The organism is Pseudooceanicola sp. DL12 (assembly GCF_056270665.1).
This window is the reverse complement of record NZ_CM149884.1, coordinates 482,031-498,640: the sequence shown is the minus strand read 5'-3', so window position 1 is coordinate 498,640 and position 16,610 is coordinate 482,031. Positions and strand designations below refer to the sequence as shown.

The following is a 16,610-nucleotide window of genomic DNA, read 5'->3' as shown; positions in this document are numbered from 1 at the left end:
CAAGGTGAAACTTCCTCCGGAGAGTCAGCTTTGCCGGTGCGTCAGAAAGGATCCGCCTATGTCAGTTGAAAAAGTAGATACGCTCGTCGTGGGGGCCGGGCAGGCCGGGCTGGCCATGAGCGAGCATCTCGGCAAGGCTGGCGTGTCGCACCTCGTGCTGGAACGGGCACGCATCGCCGAGCGCTGGCGGAGCGAGCGCTGGGACTCTCTTGTTGCCAATGGCCCAGCTTGGCATGATCGTTTTCCGAACATGGAATTCAAGGCAGATCCCGACGCCTTCGTGGCCAAGGAAGACGTCGCCGATTACTTCGTGGATTATGCCAGGATGCTCGACGCACCGATCCGCACAGGTGTCGAGGTGACATCCGTTCTGCGCAACGAGGGCCGCCCCGGCTTTACCATCGAGACCTCTGAAGGCACGGTGGAGGCCATGAACGTGGTTGCCGCAACCGGTCCGTTCCAGACGCCGGCCATTCCGTCCGTCATCCCGGAAGACGCTGGCTTCGCGCAGATGCACTCCAGTGCCTATCGCAATCCCGCACAACTGGCAGACGGCGCGATCCTCGTCGTCGGCGCAGGTTCTTCGGGCGTGCAGATCGCCGACGAACTGAACCGCGCAGGGCGCAAGGTGTATCTTTCTGTCGGTCCGCACGACCGCCCTCCACGGAGCTATCGTGGCCGCGATTTCGTCTGGTGGCTGGGTGTTCTGGGCCTTTGGAACATGGAAACCCCGGCGCCCGGCACCGAGCACACGACCATCGCCGTCAGCGGGGCCCGTGGAGGCGAAACCATCGACTTCCGCCGCCTTGCGAACGAAGGCATCACCTTGCTCGGCCGGACCGAGAGCTTTGCCGGTGGCCATGTCACCCTTGCCGGCGACCTGACACGGAATATCGAAGGCGGCGACGAGAACTATCTTTCGCTCCTGCGGGCCGCGGATGCCTATGTGGCCGAAAATGGCCTGGACCTGCCCGAAGAGAAGGACGCGCATGTCATCGCCCCCGCACCCGAGTGCATGACAAATCCGATCCTGGATCTCGATCTGAAGGCCGCCGGCATCACCACGGTGATCTGGGCGACCGGCTTCGGCGCCGACTACGGCTGGCTGAAGGTCGACACCTTCGACGGCAACGGCCGCCCCCGTCACAAGCGCGGGATCTCGGAAGTGCCCGGCGTCTTCTTCCTCGGGCTGCCCTGGCAATCCCGCCGCGGGTCCAGCTTCATCTGGGGCTGCTGGCATGATGCCAAGCACATCGCCGACCAGATCGTGACCCAGGCGAAATACCTCGAATACAACGAGGCCGCACGGATCCGCAGCGCGAAGACTGAAGCACCGGTCGATGCCTGATCCAAAGCGACAGAACCAATCGGGCGGCCCCTCAAACGGGCCGCCCTTTGCGATAGAATGGAGGCCGAAATGGCACATACACGCATCCGCAAGTTCAACACCAAGGACACCTACCCCGAGCAGAACCTCGACAATGACCTGTGCCAGGCCGTCGTAGCACAGGGCAAGATGGTCTTTCTGCGCGGCCAATGCCCGCAAAACCTCGACGACGCCAAGAACATCGAGAGCCACGATCCCGTCGAACAGACCCACAAGGTCATGCAGAATATCAAGCAGCTGATGGAAGAGTGCGGCGGCGGGATGGAGCATGTCTGCCGCGTGCAGGTCTTTCTGACCGACGTGCGCAACCGCGAGGCCGTCTATCGGACCATGGGCGAGTACATCAAGGGCGTGCACCCTGTTTCCACCGGGCTTGTCGTCACCGCGCTCGCGCGCCCCGATTGGCTCGTCGAGATCGAGGCAACCGCTGTCATTCCGGAGTGATCGCATGACCTTTTCCCTCGTGGCCCGCTGCCCCGACACCGGCATGTTCGGCATGGCGATCGCCTCGTCCTCGCCTGCGGTGGCCGCGCGCTGTGCCTATGCGCGCGCCGGCGTGGGCGCGGTCAGCTCCCAAAACGTCACCGACCCGACGCTCGGCCCGCTTGCACTCGACCTGATGGAGTCCGGCGCTTCTGCTGTCGAAGCCATCGCAGAGGTCCAGAAGCGCGGCAAGTTCATCGAATACCGGCAGGTTCTCGCGGTCGACAAGGACGGCAATACCGCCATCCACTCCGGTCCAAATTCGCTCGGAATCTGGACACAGGCAGCGGGCGAGAATGTCGTTTCGGCAGGAAACCTGCTGGCCAATGCCGGCGTGCCCCGTGCCATAGTCGAAGGCTACCTGGCCACCACTGGCCATATCGGCGACAGACTGATTGCCGCCATGCGAGCCGGCCTTGCCGCGGGCGGTGAAGCGGGCCCGATACATTCAGCCGGCCTTCTGATCGTGGACAAGGTCGCCTGGCCGGTGGCAGAGCTGCGCTCGGACTGGACCGAGGGCAACCCGGTCAAAGAAATCGCCACGGCATGGGAGATCTACAAGCCTCAGCTCGAGGCCTATGTACAGCGTGCTCTCGACCCGCGCGAGGCGCCCTCCTATGGCGTGCCCGGAGACGAGTGAGCCACATCCGGAAAAGCAAGAGAGCCGGGCATTGCCCGGCTCTTTTCATGCGCTGACGATCTCTCAGAGGCGTGATTGCAACGTCGCTATGGACGACAGGAATAGCGCCTCGAAAGCCGGCTGATCGAGGCCCATGATCACGCGGGTGTTCGGGGCTCTCCCGCGCAGATGCTTCTCGCTTATCGCCGTGATGCACTGGCCAGCCGTATCGCCATCCTGCGTATCGATACTGACATGCGCTTCGACGGTTTTGAACAACTCCGGCTGCAAGAGCCAGGCAACGATGGCAGGATCATGGAGACAGGGGTCTGTATACCCCTTGAGCAGAGCGACCGTCGTGCTTCCTATGGGATCGCCCAATGCCCCGAGCGCAGCAATCGCCTCACGAGACAGGACAGCCTGCCGGGTCACATCGAGACCTGCCATCGTGATCGGAATACCGCTCTCGAAGACAATCGCGGCGGCATGGGGATCGACGTGGAAATTGAACTCGGCCCTTGGGGTCGTATTCCCGGGAACCTGCGCCGCGCCGCCCATCAGCGTGATCTCGGAAATCAGCGAAGCCAGCTCCGGGTCGAGAAGCAGAGCCATCGCCACGTTCGTCAGCGGCCCCGTCGCCAAAAGATGCAGCCTGCCACCAAGTGCGTGCGCATGGTCCACGATGGCTTGCGCCCCACTGGTCCCCTCGGGCCCGCGCGATGCGGGGGGCAGCCCGATGTCGCCAAGCCCGTCACCACCATGCACCGATGATGTCCGCCCCCGTGCCTTCATGATCGGGCGATGGGCCCCGGCATGGACAGGCACATCGTTCCGCCCCGCAAGGTCCAGCACGCGGCGCGCGTTGGGGCAGGTATGTTCAAGCCCAACATTTCCGGCGGCGCATGTGATCGCACGCAGATCAAAACGCTCGGGGTGGGCCAGCAGCCACAGGATCGCAATGGCGTCATCGACACCCGGATCGCAATCCAGGAGCACGGGAAGGGGAAAAGTCATTTTGCCTCGTCGTCAGGAACAAAGCGGGCACTGCCCTCGGCCCATCCGAAACGGATCGTCTCGCCGATCCGGGGATCGACGGTGGCAGGTGCACGCGTGACGATTTCAGAGCCACCGGCAGTCAGGATCACGCGAAGATCCGAGCCGGCATAGACTGTCTCGCTGACGACGCCCTCGTAGGCGCCCTCGCCAAGCGTGATGTCTTCGGGGCGGATCACCATCGCCCCCGCTGCGCCATCGCTCAGCCCGGCCGTCCCATGAGGGATAGGACCAAGGACCGTTTCGACGCAGTCGCCATTCACCTTGCCCTTCAGCAGGGTCGACTGACCGATGAAATCGGCCACGAACAGGCTGTTGGGTCGGGAGTAGATTGCGCGCGGCGTGTCGATCTGTGCGATCTTGCCGTTCGACATCAGGCAGATGCGATCAGACAGGGCCAAGGCCTCTTCCTGATCGTGGGTCACGAAGATGATCGTGGCACCGGTTTCGCGGTGGATCCGCTTGATTTCGATCTGCATGATCTCTCGCAGCTTGGCGTCGAGCGCGCCCAGCGGCTCGTCCATCAGGATGATGGAGGGATCATAAACCAGACAACGCGCCAGCGCTACACGCTGCTGCTGCCCCCCCGAGAGCTGTGTCGGGAAGCGATCAAGCGCGTGCCCCAGCCCCACGGTTTCCAGAACCCGCTCGACCTTCGGCGTGATCTCGGCCGCCGGCATACCACGCATTTTCAGGGGGAATGCCACGTTCTGTGCCACCGTCATATGCGGAAAGAGCGCATAGTTCTGGAATACGACACCGATGCCGCGCTTATTCACAGGCGCATGGGTCTGATCGACGCCTCCGATGAGAACCTGGCCTGCGCTTGGTTCGGTAAGGCCCGCGATAAGTTGCAGAAGGGTGGTCTTGCCGGACCCCGATGGCCCCAACAGCGTCAGAAGCTCGCCCTCGCGGACATCGAGATCGACATGGTCGAGCGCCACGGTCGGGCCATAGATCTTGGCCAGGCCACGCACCTGCAGTTTCATCTGGGCTTCACCGGCGGGAGCTGCCGGCTTAGGGCTCGTCGACATGACTGCGCCTCCTGTTTGGGTAAGTTCGGTCGGGCGAACGGTTTTCATGTTTGTATCTCCCCTCAGCGCGGGCGGCTCTTTTCCGCAACGACGAAGAGCAAAGTTACCACGACCACCACGAAAACGGAGGCCGCAGCCAGGGTCGGCGTGATGCTGAGCAGGATATCGTCCCACATCTGCTTGGGCAGCGTCTGCTTGACGCCCGCGCCGACGAAGATGGCGATGGTCAGCTCTTCGAAAGAATGCAGGACCCCGAAAAGGAAAGCGGCGATTGCGCCCCCCTTAACCAGGGGCAGCAGGATCAGCCTGACCTGCTTCCAGCGCGTTGCGCCCATGGTCGCGGCGGCCTGCATCAGCCGCCAGTCGACGCTTCGGAAGGTTGTCAGCAGGATGACGAAGACGATAGGCAAGGCTGTCAGGGTATGGCCCAAAACGATGCCGAGGTTCGTGGCGATCAGTCCGACTTTCGCAAAGACGTAGAAAAGCGCCACCGCAATGACGATGTTCGGAACAATCATTGGCAGCAGGAAGGCCAGGAAGATCAGGCTCGTCGTCTTCTTGTGACTCCGCGCCAGGCCATAGGCCGCCAGCGATGCGATCAGCGTGGCCAGCACGCCGGCCGAAACCGCGATGACTGCCGAACGGATCGTGGCCCCCGTCCATTGAGCCGAGGTCAGGTAGGTATGGAACCACTTGAGCGAGAAGGAGGTTGGCGGAAACTCGAGAAAGCTGGACCCGGAGAAGGCCATCGGCGGGAATGCCAGGACCGGAACGATTAGCAGGAAGAGGATGATCCAGACGAAAATGGTCAATGCGCCAGAGCCTGCCCGCTGTGGGATGAGGCGGGCAAGAGCGTCGGTGACGGCCGCGCCCACATTGATGATGGCGTTGCCGAACCGGGCCGACAGGCGGTCGGGGCGATGGGTCGCCCCACCCTCTCCCGAGACAGCGGACATCCCGAAAATGCGGTCGTAGATGGCGATGGTAATCAGGGTCACGATCAGCAGCAGGCTGGCGAGAGCCCCGGCAAGGCGCATGTTGAAGAGTTTTTGCACCTGCGTGATCAGCATCTGGCCGATCACCGTTTCACGCGGCGAGCCGAGCAGCGCGGGGGTGATGAAGAAGCCGAGCCCCATGACGAAGATCAACAGCCCGGCGGCCGTCACCCCCGGCATCGAGAGCGGCAGGAAAATGCGCCAGAAGGCCTGACCCCGGCTTGCCCCCATGGTCTGGGCGGCGGGCCGCAGCCGCGGATCGATTGTCAGCATCGTCGGCAACATCGTCAGGATTGCGATGGGCAGCATCGCGTGTGCCATGCCGAAGATCACCGCGCCACGGCCATAAAGCAGATCGATCCCGCCTTCGTATCCCATGCCCGACAGGATCTGCGCCACGATCCCCTTGCGGGCCAGAAGCACGATCCAAGCAAAGTTCTTCAGCAGCGGGCTGACCCAGAACGGCAGCAGCACGAGCCACATGGCCAGGCGTCGGCGATGCGGGCTCATCCCCGCCAGCCAGACCGCCACGGGATAGCCCGCCAGCAGGCAGACAAGCGTGACCTCGAAGGAGATCACAAAGGTATTGATGAGCGTCTTTACATAGACTCCGGCCGAGAACATCTGACGGTAGACCGACAGGTCGAAGGTTCCGGTGGACGGGTCGCGGAAGGACAGCAGGATCAGCGCCCCGGCCGGAATGACCAGCAGCAGAGCGAGATAGACCAGCCCCGGTGCCGACAGCCAGATCGTATCAGGCCGGGCAAGGCGGCGCCGGGTAGAGGCGGTGGCGGGATGCGCGGCAGATGTGGCGGCAGAGGTGTCAGTCATTCAAATCTCGGTTCGCGTGAGGAGCATTTCCCGTCGGCTGAAGCTCTTCGAGGCCCCTGGCGTCCGGGTCAGGTTGGGAGGGCAGTCGGAACTGCCCTCCCTGATGGATCGGTCAGCTCAGGATCCACTGTTCGAAACGCTCGGTCAGCGCGTCCTGGTTCTCTGCCCAGTAGCCGGCGCCAAGCAGGGCCAGCCCGCTGATATGCTCCGGCGTGGTGGGCAGGACATTGGCCAGAGCCGGGTCAATGTAGTCATAGGCTTTCATGTTGGTCGGGCCGCAGGCCAGGAATTCCGTGTACGCCGCCTGACGCTGTGCATCGAGGCACCACTTCACGAACTCACGGGCAAGTTCCGGCTTGTCTGTGTTGCCCGCAATGGTCCAGCCATCGATGTTGTAGAGACCACCGTTCCAGACCAGCTCCAGCGGGGCGCCGGCGTTGATCGCGGTCTGGGCCCGGGTCGACCATGCCGAGGTCAGATCGACTTCGCCGTTCTGCATCGTTTGCGTATTCTGCGCCCCAGAGGTCCACCACAGGTCGATATGATCCTTGATCTTGTCGAGGCTGGCGAATGCGCGATCGACGTCCAGCGGATAGATCTGATCGAGCGGCACGCCGTCCGCCAGCAGGGCCATCTCCATGGTCGTTACCGGGCTGCGCCACAGGCCACGACGGCCCTTGAACTTCTCGACATCCCAGAAATCGGGCCAGCTCTGCGGGCCGTTCTCGCCAAAGGTATCCTTGCGATAGGCCATCGCCAGAGCATAGATCGCCACACCGACAAAGTCGTCCTGGATGGTATTCGGCGTGAAATCTTCGGGATTATCTACCTCGATGTTCATCGGCAGCATGTACTGGTCACCGAACTGACGCAGGCGCAGCACGTGCTCGGGGGTCATCAGTGCCACGTCGAACAGCTTGGTATCGGTATCGACGGCCATCTTGTACTGCGGGATCGGGTCCGGCTCATTGGTGTTGGTCTGGATCGTGACACCGGTCGCCTCGGTGAAGCTGTCGTAAAAGCCCGCCTTGAAACCTTCATAGAAGGAACCGCCCATATCGCGAACGGTCAGCGTTTCGCCTGCAAAGACACGGGTTCCCTTCAGGATGGCTGGAGCGGCCAGCGCGATGCCGAGACCGGTCGACGACTTGATGAAGCTGCGGCGGGAGAGCGCCGTTTTCTTGCCCTGTTGCATGGATTTCCTCATTATGTGTGGACGGTATGCATAATTCGTTGGATCGCGCTTCGGATAAATTATGATTTTCCGCTACGCGGCTTTGTCTTTTCTTAAGAAGCCTTGGTTGGATCCCTTCAGCGGGCCTTGCAAAACCGCGCCACGACGACTTCAAGCATGTCGTTGCACTGGGTCAGTTGCTCTGCCTCGATGAACTCGTCAGGCTGGTGCCCCTGGGCCATGTCGCCCGGGCCACAGACCACCACCGGCACTCCGAGCTGCTCCGCGAAAAGCCCTCCTTCGGTGCCGAAGCTCAGCCAGCACGGCCCGGTCGATTCGGGTAAACAGCCCGAGAATGCCTTGAGCGCGGCATTTTCCGGATCCGCCGTGAGCCCCGGATAGGCCAAGGTCTCTGTCAGCCTTATGCCGGCTTGGGGAAACACCTGCTTCGCCTCGTCAGACAGTTCAGCGGCCAACGCTCGGATACGGGCGTCGAGATCGGCGTGGTCCTCACTCGCCGGGAACCGGGTTTCAAAGACCAGTTCCGCGGTCGACGGCACGACATTCACAGCTGTCCCGCCGCGTAGGATCCCGGCATGAACCGTGGCCCAAGGCACGGAATAGCCATCCTCACGCGCTCCGTTTTCCTGCAACTCGTCCTGCAGCTTGCGCAGCCCCATGATCATGTCCGTCGCCAGGTGAAGCGCGTTCAACGCCAATGGGGCCTCGGCCGAATGACGCGCCACGCCGCTGCAATCGGCTCGATAGCCGATCTTTCCCTTGTGGCCCAAACCGATCTGCATGCTCGTCGGCTCTCCCACGACGACGAGCTCGGGTGCCATGCGCCGGACCGCCATTTCGCTCAGCATGGGACGAGCGCCGACACAACCGATTTCCTCGTCGTAGGACAGGGCGATCCACAATGGAGAGGTCAACGCCTCGGTGTCGAGGTCTTCGACCATGGCCATGACACAGGCCACGAAACCTTTCATGTCGGTACTGCCGCGACCGTAGATCCGACTGCCCTTCTGCGTCATCTCGAAGGCCGGCACACTCCAGGTCTGTCCAGCCACGGGCACGACGTCCAAATGGGCGGAGAGCATCAGACCGCCATCCCCTTCGGGCCCGAAACGCGCCAGAAGCGCGGCCTTTTGCCCCGATGCATCGGGAAAAGTCTCGCAGTGCGCACCTTTGGCAACCATCGCCGCGCGCAGCTCCTCCACCAGGGCCAGATTGCCGTCGGCACTGACGGTCGGGTGGGCGATCAGCCGCGCAAGCCAGTCCAGGTGGGTCACAGCGCCGCCTCCGCCGCATCCATGGCCGCGTTGATTTCGGCAATCACGGCCGCAGCTTGCTCCTCGGTGATCGAAATCCGCAGGCGTCGCTCAAGGGTCGTGAAGATCCCGAAGAACGAATTTTCGCAGTGCACCAGTGCGCGTTCCGCGCTCTCTTCCGGGATGGCGCAGCGCTCGGCCAGGTAACGGCGCAGGATTGCACGGGCATGAGGGTTGGGCAGGACATAGGCCGGCTGCGTATCATAGGCCACACGCCGCCATGGCAGCATCGAAGGCTTCAGCTTCAGCGGGGCGTCCAGGCGGATATCCCGGGACGATGCGCCGACCAGCAGACGAACCGCCTCGTCCTCCAGCACCCAGCGCCCATAGACCGGATTCCAGACCGCCAAGTCATGCCCTGCGATACCGATCGTAACCCGCCGGCTCTCTCCCGGAGCCAGCATGGTCTTCTCGAAGCCTTTCAGCTCGATCGGGCTGCGCGACAGCTGCACGCCCTTACCTGCAAGGTAGACCTGGCTGATCTCGGCCCCCGCGACATCACCGGTATTGGTGACGGTAAAGGAGACCTCGAGCGTCTCCTCGAGCCCGACCTCAGCCACGGAAAGGCTCAGGTCGGAATAGGCAAAGCGCGTGTAGCTCAGCCCGTGACCAAAGGGAAACAAGGGCTCCATGCGCCGCGCGGCATAGCCGCGATAGCCCACGTGAATCCCCTCGGAATAGACGTGGCGCCCAAGTTCGCCGGGGTAGGACAGATGGCCAGGTACGTCTTCGAGCTTCTGCGGGAATGTCACCGACAGCTTGCCCGAGGGCACGACCTTGCCGCTGATCAGGTCTGCCACCGCGCCGCCCATGGCCTGGCCGGAGTAGAAGCTGACAAGTACCGCGTCCACCTCCTCGATCCAGGGCATTTCAACCGCATCCGGGCAGGCCACGGCCACCGCCACCGGGCGGCCCGTCGCCGCCAGGGCGGAAATCATATCGTCCTGTCCGGGCCCCAGGGCCAGTGTCGTCCGATCAGATCCCTCGCCGTCATAGGCGCCTTCGGTCGAAACGAAGGCCAGCACCACGTCCGCAGTCGCGGCCAGGGCGAGTGTCTCCGCGTCGGCCTCCATGCGGTGCAGGATCTCGACCGCCGGCAGGGCTTCGGCGAGGGCTTCGAGAGGGGCGTCGACCATCGTGGGGATCGTCGTGGCACAGCCGGAGCCCTGGATCACCGGCGTTTCGGCATCCCGCCCGACCACAAGCAGGCGCTTCGCATCCTGCCGCACCGGCAACGCACCCTCGTTCCTGACCAGGACCATCGACGCTGCTGCCATGGCACGGGCCCGGGCGTGGTGTGCCACATGATCGACCGGGGCCGCGGGCTCTTCCGCACCGGCGCGCGCCTTTGCTATCAGGTCGAGCATACGATGACACGACCGATCCACGACCTCGTCCGGCAGGCTGCCGGCCTCCAGTGCTGCCAGCAGCTCGGACTTGCGGCGCGGGCTCTCCGGCATGTCCAGATCGCCACCGGCCAGCAGCGACGCCGGTCGGTCCTTGATGCCGTGCCAGTCGGATACGACAACTCCCGCATAGCCCCAATCGCCGCGAAGCACCTCGTCCAGAAGCCAGGGATCCTGCGAGGTCTGCACCCCGTTCAACCGGTTGTAGGAGGACATCACAGTCCAGGGCTGCGCCGCCTTAACCGCGATCTCAAAGCCCTTCAGGTAGATCTCGCGAAGCGCCCGTTCCTCGACGACGCTGTCCATGCTGGTACGCTCGATCTCCGAGTTGTTGCAGGCAAAGTGCTTCAGCGAGGTCCCGACGCCCTGCGCCTGGATCCCGGTGATGACGGAGGCCGAGAGATGGCCCGTGAGGAAAGGATCCTCGGAATAATATTCATAGGACCTGCCGGCCAGAGGCGTGCGACGGATGTTGATGCCCGGCCCGAGCAGGATCTGCACGCCCATGTCGCGACATTCCCGGCCCAGCAACTGGCCCAGCTCTTCCATCAGCCCGATGTCCCAGCTGTTTCCCATGGCCGACCCGTTGGGGAAGCAGGTCGCTGCCTTCATCTCGCCCCAGGCCACGGCAATGTCGCTGGCCCTCTGGCCGACCACGTTAAGAAAGGCGTCGAGATCCTCGCCGCCCTTTTCGTCGCCGTCGATCTGAGGGATGGAATATCGCACTCCGTAGGTACCATCGGTCATCACGACCGGGGGGATGCCGAAGCGTTCAAGCGCTGCCGTCTTCCACATGCCGAACCCCGACAGCAGATCGGTTTTCTCCTGCAGGGTCAGTTGATCCACGATCTCGGCATGAGATAGGGTCTCGGTCATTTTGCTATCGGGCAAGGGAGCTCTCCGGGGGCACGCCGCGTGGCAGACGCGGACAAACGTAAAATCGGCCGCAGTTTCTCAGACCGTCGGACAAAGCGGAAATATGATGTTGCGATCCGCTGATTAGGCTCAGCCGAACCAGGAAGCCGATGGGTTCAGGAAACCCGCTTCGCCACCATGTCCGGCGCTTCCATGCCGGGCACATAGCTGTTCGAAATCAACGAGGCACAGTGCTCCATGAAGGTACTGACCAGCCGCGTCGGGCTCTGCCGGGCCACGCGCAGCAGCCCGAGCGACATCGGCATCTGGTCTCCCGCGATGCGCAGCTTGACCACATCGCGACCGTCCAAGGCAGTGGAACTGCGCGGGCGCACGTTCGCGATCGTATAGCCGAAATGGTTTGCCACCATGGTGCGGATCACGTCCTGCTGCTGCAGCCTGGCCGTGACCTTCGGCGTCAGCCCGGCGCGCGCAAACAGCCCCATGAAGTAATCGCGTGACAGCGGCAGATCGAGCAGGATCAGGTCCTTCTCGGCCAACTCCTCCAGAGTAACGGCACTTTGTCCTGCCAACGGATCGGTTTGCGCCACCATGGCATAGGGCGGCAATTCGGCGAGCGGCGTAAACTCGAACCCCTCTGGAACCTGCAGGTCATAGCTCAGCGCGACATCAAGCTCGGCCCGCTCCAACTTGGACAAGAGTATTTCCTGGTCCGCCACTTCGGGCAGCACCCTGACCCTCGGATGATCAGCCGTGAAACTGTGGGCCACCTGGGGCAGCACCATCGGGGCAAATGTCACCAGGCAGCCCAGCGACAATGTCCCCTGTACGACCTCCGTTGCCTCCGACGCCGTCAGGTAGAGGCGCTGTGCAGAGTCGATCAGCTGTTTCGCCTCGGCCAAAAGCTCCCTTCCGACCGGCGTCAGGGACAGTCCCTGCGCATGACGGCGCAGGAACAACTGCGCCCCAAGTTCGGCCTCGAGCTGGGAGATCGCCGTCGAAATCGAGGGCTGGGAAATGTTGATCCGCTCCGAGGCAAGGGTGATCGAGCCGCTTTCGGCCGTTGCGATGAAATACTCGATCTGTCGCAGGGTAAAACGCATCGATCTCTCACTTGCACGGTGGTGACACAGGCCACCCGGACCAGCACCTGGACGGCCCCGCAACCCTCCCGGCACATAGCCCTGCGCTGTCGCTGTGTAAACGTCTGCGCCCAATTTGGTTGACAAATCCGCGTTCGGAAGGACGCCGGGCATGCTTCTCTTGCATGCCCGGAAGTTACAGCCAGCAGCCAACGGATCAGCGATTTCTGCCATTTTTCCCGAAAGGAACGGCGACGAATTCCGAATAATGACATAGCCTTGCTTCAGACAATTCGGAATGGACGAACAGGCATGGACCGTATCGACAGACTGACCCTCTTTTCCCGCATCGTCGAGGGCGGCAGCTTCGTACGTGCCGCGCGCGACCTCGGCGTGGCACGCTCCACCGCCACCGAGGCCATTCGCGCCCTGGAAGAAGAGACAGGCACACGGTTGCTGGTCCGCACCACCCGCCATGTGTCGACCACCCCGGAGGGCGAGGACTTCTATGCCAGCGCGCAGCAGCTGCTTGCCGCCTTCCAGGAAGCGCACGATAGCCTGCGATCGGGAACACCACGCGGCCGCCTGCGCATTGATGCCCCGGGACTTCTGACGCGAAGCTTTCTCACGCCGAACCTGCCGGCCTTTCTCGACCGCTACCCGGAGCTGTCCGTGCAGCTGGGGCAGACGGATCGCTACGTCGACCTCGTCCGTGAGGGCATCGACTGCGTGCTGCGCGCGGGCGAGCCCGACGACAGCAGCCTCATGATGCGCCGTGTCACCACCCTGCCCGAGATCACCTGCGCCAGCCCCGCCTATCTTGCCGCACATGGTACACCGGCCAGGCTGCAGGACCTGCCCGGGCACCAGATGGTGGGCTTCGTCTCCTCGCGCACCTGAGAGGCACTGGCGCTGGAATTCACAAGCGCTGCAGGCACCGAGAGCATCCGGCTGCCGGCCCGCGTGATGACCGACAATTCCGACACCGCGGCCGACCTCGCCCTGCGCGGCCTCGGCCTGATCCAGGCCCCACGCTACCGCTTTGCCGACAGCCTGCGCACCGGTGCCCTGGTCGAGGTCCTGCCGGATATGCCTCCCCCGCCCATGCCGCTCAACGCGATCTACCCGGGCAACCGGCGGATGTCGCGGCGCCTAGATGTCTTCCTCGGCTGGGTCGAGGAGATCTTCGCAGCCTCCGCGCCCGGCTGATCCGCACATGAAAAAGCACCCGCGACAAAAGCCGCGGGTGCCTCGGGATCCTGCGGGATCGCTTGGATCAGGCCGCCTTGCGACGCGACCGTGCAATCAGCCAGCCGATGATCAGCAGAACCACCAGCCCCGCCACGACAAAGCCGACGATGGCCAGAAGCTTGGCGTTCTTGATCAGGAAAGCCGGCTCGCCCCCGGTCCGGATGCTGTTCACATCCGCTCCGCTCAGACCGGCATCGCCCTTGCCGAACGTGGCGGTCACGTAGTTGGCCACCGCCGCGATCTGGTCGTTGTTCAGGCTGGTGTGGATCACCTGGTGATCGGCGGAAAAGGCCGGCATGACCGCCTTGCCGTCGGCACCTTCACGATGGATCCCGTCGACCATCGCCATGACCAGGTTCTGCGGCGTCTCCGCGCCCACGGCCGTGTTCTGCGTCAGCGAGGGGAAGTAGCCGTCCAGCGACCCGTCCCCGTCAATGCCGTGGCAGGCCGCGCAGTTCACGTTGTAGAGCAACGCACCATCGGTCGTGGCCGTGTCGATATGAGCCGGAGTGTCGCTCGCGGTCGGGCTGCTCTCGAAGGAGGTCCAGTCCACCGGCTGCGCCTCGGTCACCGAGTAGTCGGGCGTGGTCTGCCCCTTCACCCGGATCGCCGGCACCGTCTTCAGGTAGGCCGCAATCGCGTGGGCATCCTCCTCGGTCAGGAAGCGGAAGCTGTTCTCGACGGCATCCGCCATCGGACCACCGGCTTGTGCCTTGTCGGTGGCGTGACCGTCACGCAGGTAGGACACGATATCCGCGTCGTCCCAGCCGCCGATGCCGCTTACCTTGTCCGAGGTGATGTTCGGCGCGAACCAGCCATCGACCGTTCCCCCGCCCAGGTACTGGCCGCTGTCCTCGGCCATCAACGCATTGCGCGGCGTATGGCAAGTGGAGCAGTGCGCCAGGCCATTGGCCAGGTACTTGCCGCGGTTCTGCTCGTCGGTCAGATCGGGATCCGGCGTAAAGGGCTTGCCATGGGCAAACAGCAGGTTCCAGGCCGCCATGGTGCCCGGCATGTTGAACGGAAACTCGAGTTCCGTCTTCTGTGCCGGCGCCGCATCGACCGGCTCGACCTTGTCCATGAAGTAGGCATAGAGCGCCTTCATGTCCTCGTCGGTAACCGTCGCATAGGCGGTATATGGCATCGCCGGATAGAGGTGCGTGCCGTCCGGCCGCACGCCCTTGCGCACGGCACGGGCGAATTCCTCTTCGGTCCAGTCACCGATCCCGAACTCCTTGGAGGGCGAGATGTTCGACGAATAGATCGTGCCCATCGGCATATGGAAGGCATAGCCGCCGCCGAATTCGGCCCCGTCGCTGGTGGTGTGACAGGCCGCGCAGTCACCCGCGCGGGCGATGTACTCTCCGCGGGTGACCAGGTCGTCGTCCTGCGCAAATGCCGCGCTGCTTGCCGTGGTCAGCGCCAGTCCGAGCACCGCGCCGAGATGTTTTGCCGAAAGCGTCATGTCACACCTCCTTCGCGATAATGTCGGCGGACCGGATGCCAAGCGCCACGGCCGTCAGGGTGGGATTGACCACGCCGGCGGCCGGGATGACCCCCACCGATGCGATGAACAGGTTCTCGTGGTCGAAGGTACGGCCCTCGTGGTTCACGACGGAATCGCTGGCGTCTGCGCCCATGATCATCGTGCCCATCAGGTGGTCGTGGTTCTCGAAGCCGCTGATGCTCAGGATCTCGCCGTTCATCTTCTCGGCGATATCGCGGTACATGCCGCGGGCACGTACGGCGCCGGCCTTCACGTAATCGTCGACGTCGAAGTGGATCTTCAGCCCCGGCATGCCGATGCTGTCGGTCCAGTCCTTGTTCGGGACCAGGCGGTTGGCCGGATCGGGCAGCTGTTCGAAGAAGCTGTAGATGTACATCCAGCGGCTGGCGTCATCCTTGATCTTGGCATCAAGCTCAGCCCCCATCAGGCCACTTTCGATCGCGGCACGCGCCATGTCGACCGTGGCGTTGGGGTTGGCCAGCGCCGACTTGTTGGCCGAGAACTCGGACCGGAACGGACCGTCGCGCCAGTCCATGATCGTCGCCTGCTGCACCGGGCCGCGGCCCGACCACATGGTATCGCCCGCCAGGAAGCTCATCGAGATCCCGATGTGGTCCATCATGTTGCGCCCGACCATGTCGGAGGAGTTGGCCACGTCGTTCATCAAGAGCAGCTTGGCGGTCTCGAAACTGTGCGCCGCGATCACGTAGACCTTGGCGGTCAGCGTGTGCTCTTCCTTCTCCGGGGTCAGGTAGCTGATCGAGGTGATCTTGTTGCCTTCGCCGGTCGTGATCTTGTGCACCACGGCTTCCGTGATCAGCTGGACACCGGCGCGCTGACATTTGTCGGCGTGGATCGAGCCGTTGTAGAGCGTACCGATCGGGCAGACCTGGTCACAGTTGTTGTTGCCCTGGCAGGCCGGGCGGCCGTCATAGGGCTTGTGCGTCCGAACGGTGGGCTCACGTACGATCTTGTAGCCGGAAGGCTCGAGGGCTTCCTTCATCGCCGTCGAGCTGTAGACCCAACCCTCGGCATCTACCGGATAGGGCTTGGAGCGCGGCGGATAGGCTTCGCCGGGGTGCGTGCCCGACTGGTCCTCGGTGTCCGAACCGGCGATGCCCAGCTCGTATTCCGCCTTGGTATAATAGGGCTCCAGATCCTCATAGGTCATGGGCCAGTCGCGGCCCTTGCCATAAAGCGTCTGCAGCTTGAAGTCGTTCGGGATATAGCGCCAGGTGGCACCGCCCCAGTGCCAGGTGGTGCCGCCGACGAGCTTAAGCATCCCCGGCATCATGTCGAAGGAGCCGGTATTCTGGATATAGCCTTCCTGATAGGAGGTCGGTGCCCAGGGATTGTTGGGATAAGGGTCGTTGTGGTCGTAGTGGCGACCGGAATTCCGGAAATTCTCCAGCAGCTTCCAGCGCGGCACACTCGGGCCGGCTTCCAGGAGGATGACAGATTTTCCTTGCTTGGCGAGTTCGTAGGCCGTGTTCGATCCGACGACCCCCGAGCCCACGACGATCACGTCTGCGTCGTATTCTTGAGCCATGTTCTTGTCCTTGGTTGATATTGTCCGAG

Annotated in this window: 12 protein-coding genes and 1 pseudogene; 4 read left to right on the top strand and 9 right to left on the bottom strand. The window is 63.3% G+C overall.

The genetic code is table 11. The features are described from left to right. Positions 1–58: 58 nt before the first annotated feature. The 3 genes from AC0WR5_RS02345 to AC0WR5_RS02335 all read left to right on the top strand — a co-directional run bounded on the left by AC0WR5_RS02345 (position 59) and on the right by AC0WR5_RS02335 (position 2,510). Complete coding sequence (locus AC0WR5_RS02345) at positions 59–1,348, top strand: flavin-containing monooxygenase (protein WP_475866569.1); 1,290 nt, start codon at positions 59–61, stop codon at positions 1,346–1,348. A gap of 69 nt (positions 1,349–1,417) precedes the next feature. Further along, entirely contained in the window at positions 1,418–1,831 is a 414-nt protein-coding gene (locus AC0WR5_RS02340; protein ID WP_475866567.1) for a RidA family protein, read from the top strand. A gap of 4 nt (positions 1,832–1,835) precedes the next feature. After that, positions 1,836–2,510 carry a DUF1028 domain-containing protein gene (locus tag AC0WR5_RS02335; RefSeq protein WP_475866565.1) on the top strand — a complete coding sequence of 225 codons (675 nt, stop codon included), beginning with the start codon at positions 1,836–1,838 and terminating at the stop codon, positions 2,508–2,510. 63 nt (positions 2,511–2,573) lie between these two features. Here AC0WR5_RS02335 and AC0WR5_RS02330 read toward each other — a convergent pair whose 3' ends face one another. From AC0WR5_RS02330 to AC0WR5_RS02300, 7 genes are all read right to left on the bottom strand, one after another. Beyond that, positions 2,574–3,503 carry a nucleoside hydrolase gene (locus tag AC0WR5_RS02330; RefSeq protein WP_475866564.1) on the bottom strand — a complete coding sequence of 310 codons (930 nt, stop codon included), beginning with the start codon at positions 3,501–3,503 and terminating at the stop codon, positions 2,574–2,576. Further along, positions 3,500–4,576, bottom strand: a complete 1,077-nt coding sequence (locus AC0WR5_RS02325; RefSeq protein WP_475866562.1) for an ABC transporter ATP-binding protein — start codon at positions 4,574–4,576, stop codon at positions 3,500–3,502. Before AC0WR5_RS02325 ends, AC0WR5_RS02330 begins: the two co-directional genes overlap by 4 nt. A 62-nt stretch (positions 4,577–4,638) precedes the next feature. Further along, on the bottom strand, positions 4,639–6,402 hold the full coding sequence (locus tag AC0WR5_RS02320; protein WP_475866560.1) for an ABC transporter permease subunit: 1,764 nt from the start codon (positions 6,400–6,402) through the stop codon (positions 4,639–4,641). 112 nt (positions 6,403–6,514) lie between these two features. Then, the gene (locus AC0WR5_RS02315; RefSeq protein WP_475866558.1) at positions 6,515–7,597 is read right to left on the bottom strand and encodes an ABC transporter substrate-binding protein; all 1,083 of its coding nucleotides are present in this window, start codon (positions 7,595–7,597) and stop codon (positions 6,515–6,517) included. 116 nt (positions 7,598–7,713) lie between these two features. Beyond that, on the bottom strand, positions 7,714–8,871 hold the full coding sequence (gene argE, locus AC0WR5_RS02310) for an acetylornithine deacetylase (RefSeq protein ID WP_475866557.1): 1,158 nt from the start codon (positions 8,869–8,871) through the stop codon (positions 7,714–7,716). Further along, the gene (locus AC0WR5_RS02305; RefSeq protein WP_475866556.1) at positions 8,868–11,207 is read right to left on the bottom strand and encodes a glycoside hydrolase family 3 C-terminal domain-containing protein; all 2,340 of its coding nucleotides are present in this window, start codon (positions 11,205–11,207) and stop codon (positions 8,868–8,870) included. Before AC0WR5_RS02305 ends, argE begins: the two co-directional genes overlap by 4 nt. Positions 11,208–11,347: 140 nt before the next feature. Next, positions 11,348–12,295 carry a LysR family transcriptional regulator gene (locus AC0WR5_RS02300; RefSeq protein ID WP_475866554.1) on the bottom strand — a complete coding sequence of 316 codons (948 nt, stop codon included), beginning with the start codon at positions 12,293–12,295 and terminating at the stop codon, positions 11,348–11,350. Positions 12,296–12,586: 291 nt separating this feature from the next. Between AC0WR5_RS02300 and AC0WR5_RS02295 the strand changes: the two are divergent. Next, positions 12,587–13,483, top strand: a pseudogene (locus tag AC0WR5_RS02295) (LysR family transcriptional regulator). A 67-nt stretch (positions 13,484–13,550) separates the two neighbouring features. Here AC0WR5_RS02295 and AC0WR5_RS02290 read toward each other — a convergent pair. After that, complete coding sequence (locus AC0WR5_RS02290; RefSeq protein ID WP_475866552.1) at positions 13,551–14,990, bottom strand: c-type cytochrome; 1,440 nt, start codon at positions 14,988–14,990, stop codon at positions 13,551–13,553. Position 14,991: 1 nt separating this feature from the next. Continuing rightward, a complete protein-coding gene (locus AC0WR5_RS02285) occupies positions 14,992–16,581 on the bottom strand; it encodes a GMC family oxidoreductase (RefSeq protein WP_475866551.1) in 1,590 nt (529 codons plus the stop codon). Positions 16,582–16,610: the final 29 nt, after the last annotated feature.

What these genes read in the sequence shown, in the direction of transcription:
- AC0WR5_RS02345 (WP_475866569.1), top strand. Translation starts at nt 59, where the DNA reads ATGTCAGTTGAAAAAGTAGATACGCTCGTCGTGGGGGCCGGGCAGGCC.
- AC0WR5_RS02340 (WP_475866567.1), top strand. Translation starts at nt 1,418, where the DNA reads ATGGCACATACACGCATCCGCAAGTTCAACACCAAGGACACCTACCCC.
- AC0WR5_RS02335 (WP_475866565.1), top strand. Translation starts at nt 1,836, where the DNA reads ATGACCTTTTCCCTCGTGGCCCGCTGCCCCGACACCGGCATGTTCGGC.
- AC0WR5_RS02330 (WP_475866564.1), bottom strand. Translation starts at nt 3,503, where the DNA reads ATGACTTTTCCCCTTCCCGTGCTCCTGGATTGCGATCCGGGTGTCGAT.
- AC0WR5_RS02325 (WP_475866562.1), bottom strand. Translation starts at nt 4,576, where the DNA reads ATGTCGACGAGCCCTAAGCCGGCAGCTCCCGCCGGTGAAGCCCAGATG.
- AC0WR5_RS02320 (WP_475866560.1), bottom strand. Translation starts at nt 6,402, where the DNA reads ATGACTGACACCTCTGCCGCCACATCTGCCGCGCATCCCGCCACCGCC.
- AC0WR5_RS02315 (WP_475866558.1), bottom strand. Translation starts at nt 7,597, where the DNA reads ATGCAACAGGGCAAGAAAACGGCGCTCTCCCGCCGCAGCTTCATCAAG.
- AC0WR5_RS02300 (WP_475866554.1), bottom strand. Translation starts at nt 12,295, where the DNA reads ATGCGTTTTACCCTGCGACAGATCGAGTATTTCATCGCAACGGCCGAA.
- AC0WR5_RS02290 (WP_475866552.1), bottom strand. Translation starts at nt 14,990, where the DNA reads ATGACGCTTTCGGCAAAACATCTCGGCGCGGTGCTCGGACTGGCGCTG.
- AC0WR5_RS02285 (WP_475866551.1), bottom strand. Translation starts at nt 16,581, where the DNA reads ATGGCTCAAGAATACGACGCAGACGTGATCGTCGTGGGCTCGGGGGTC.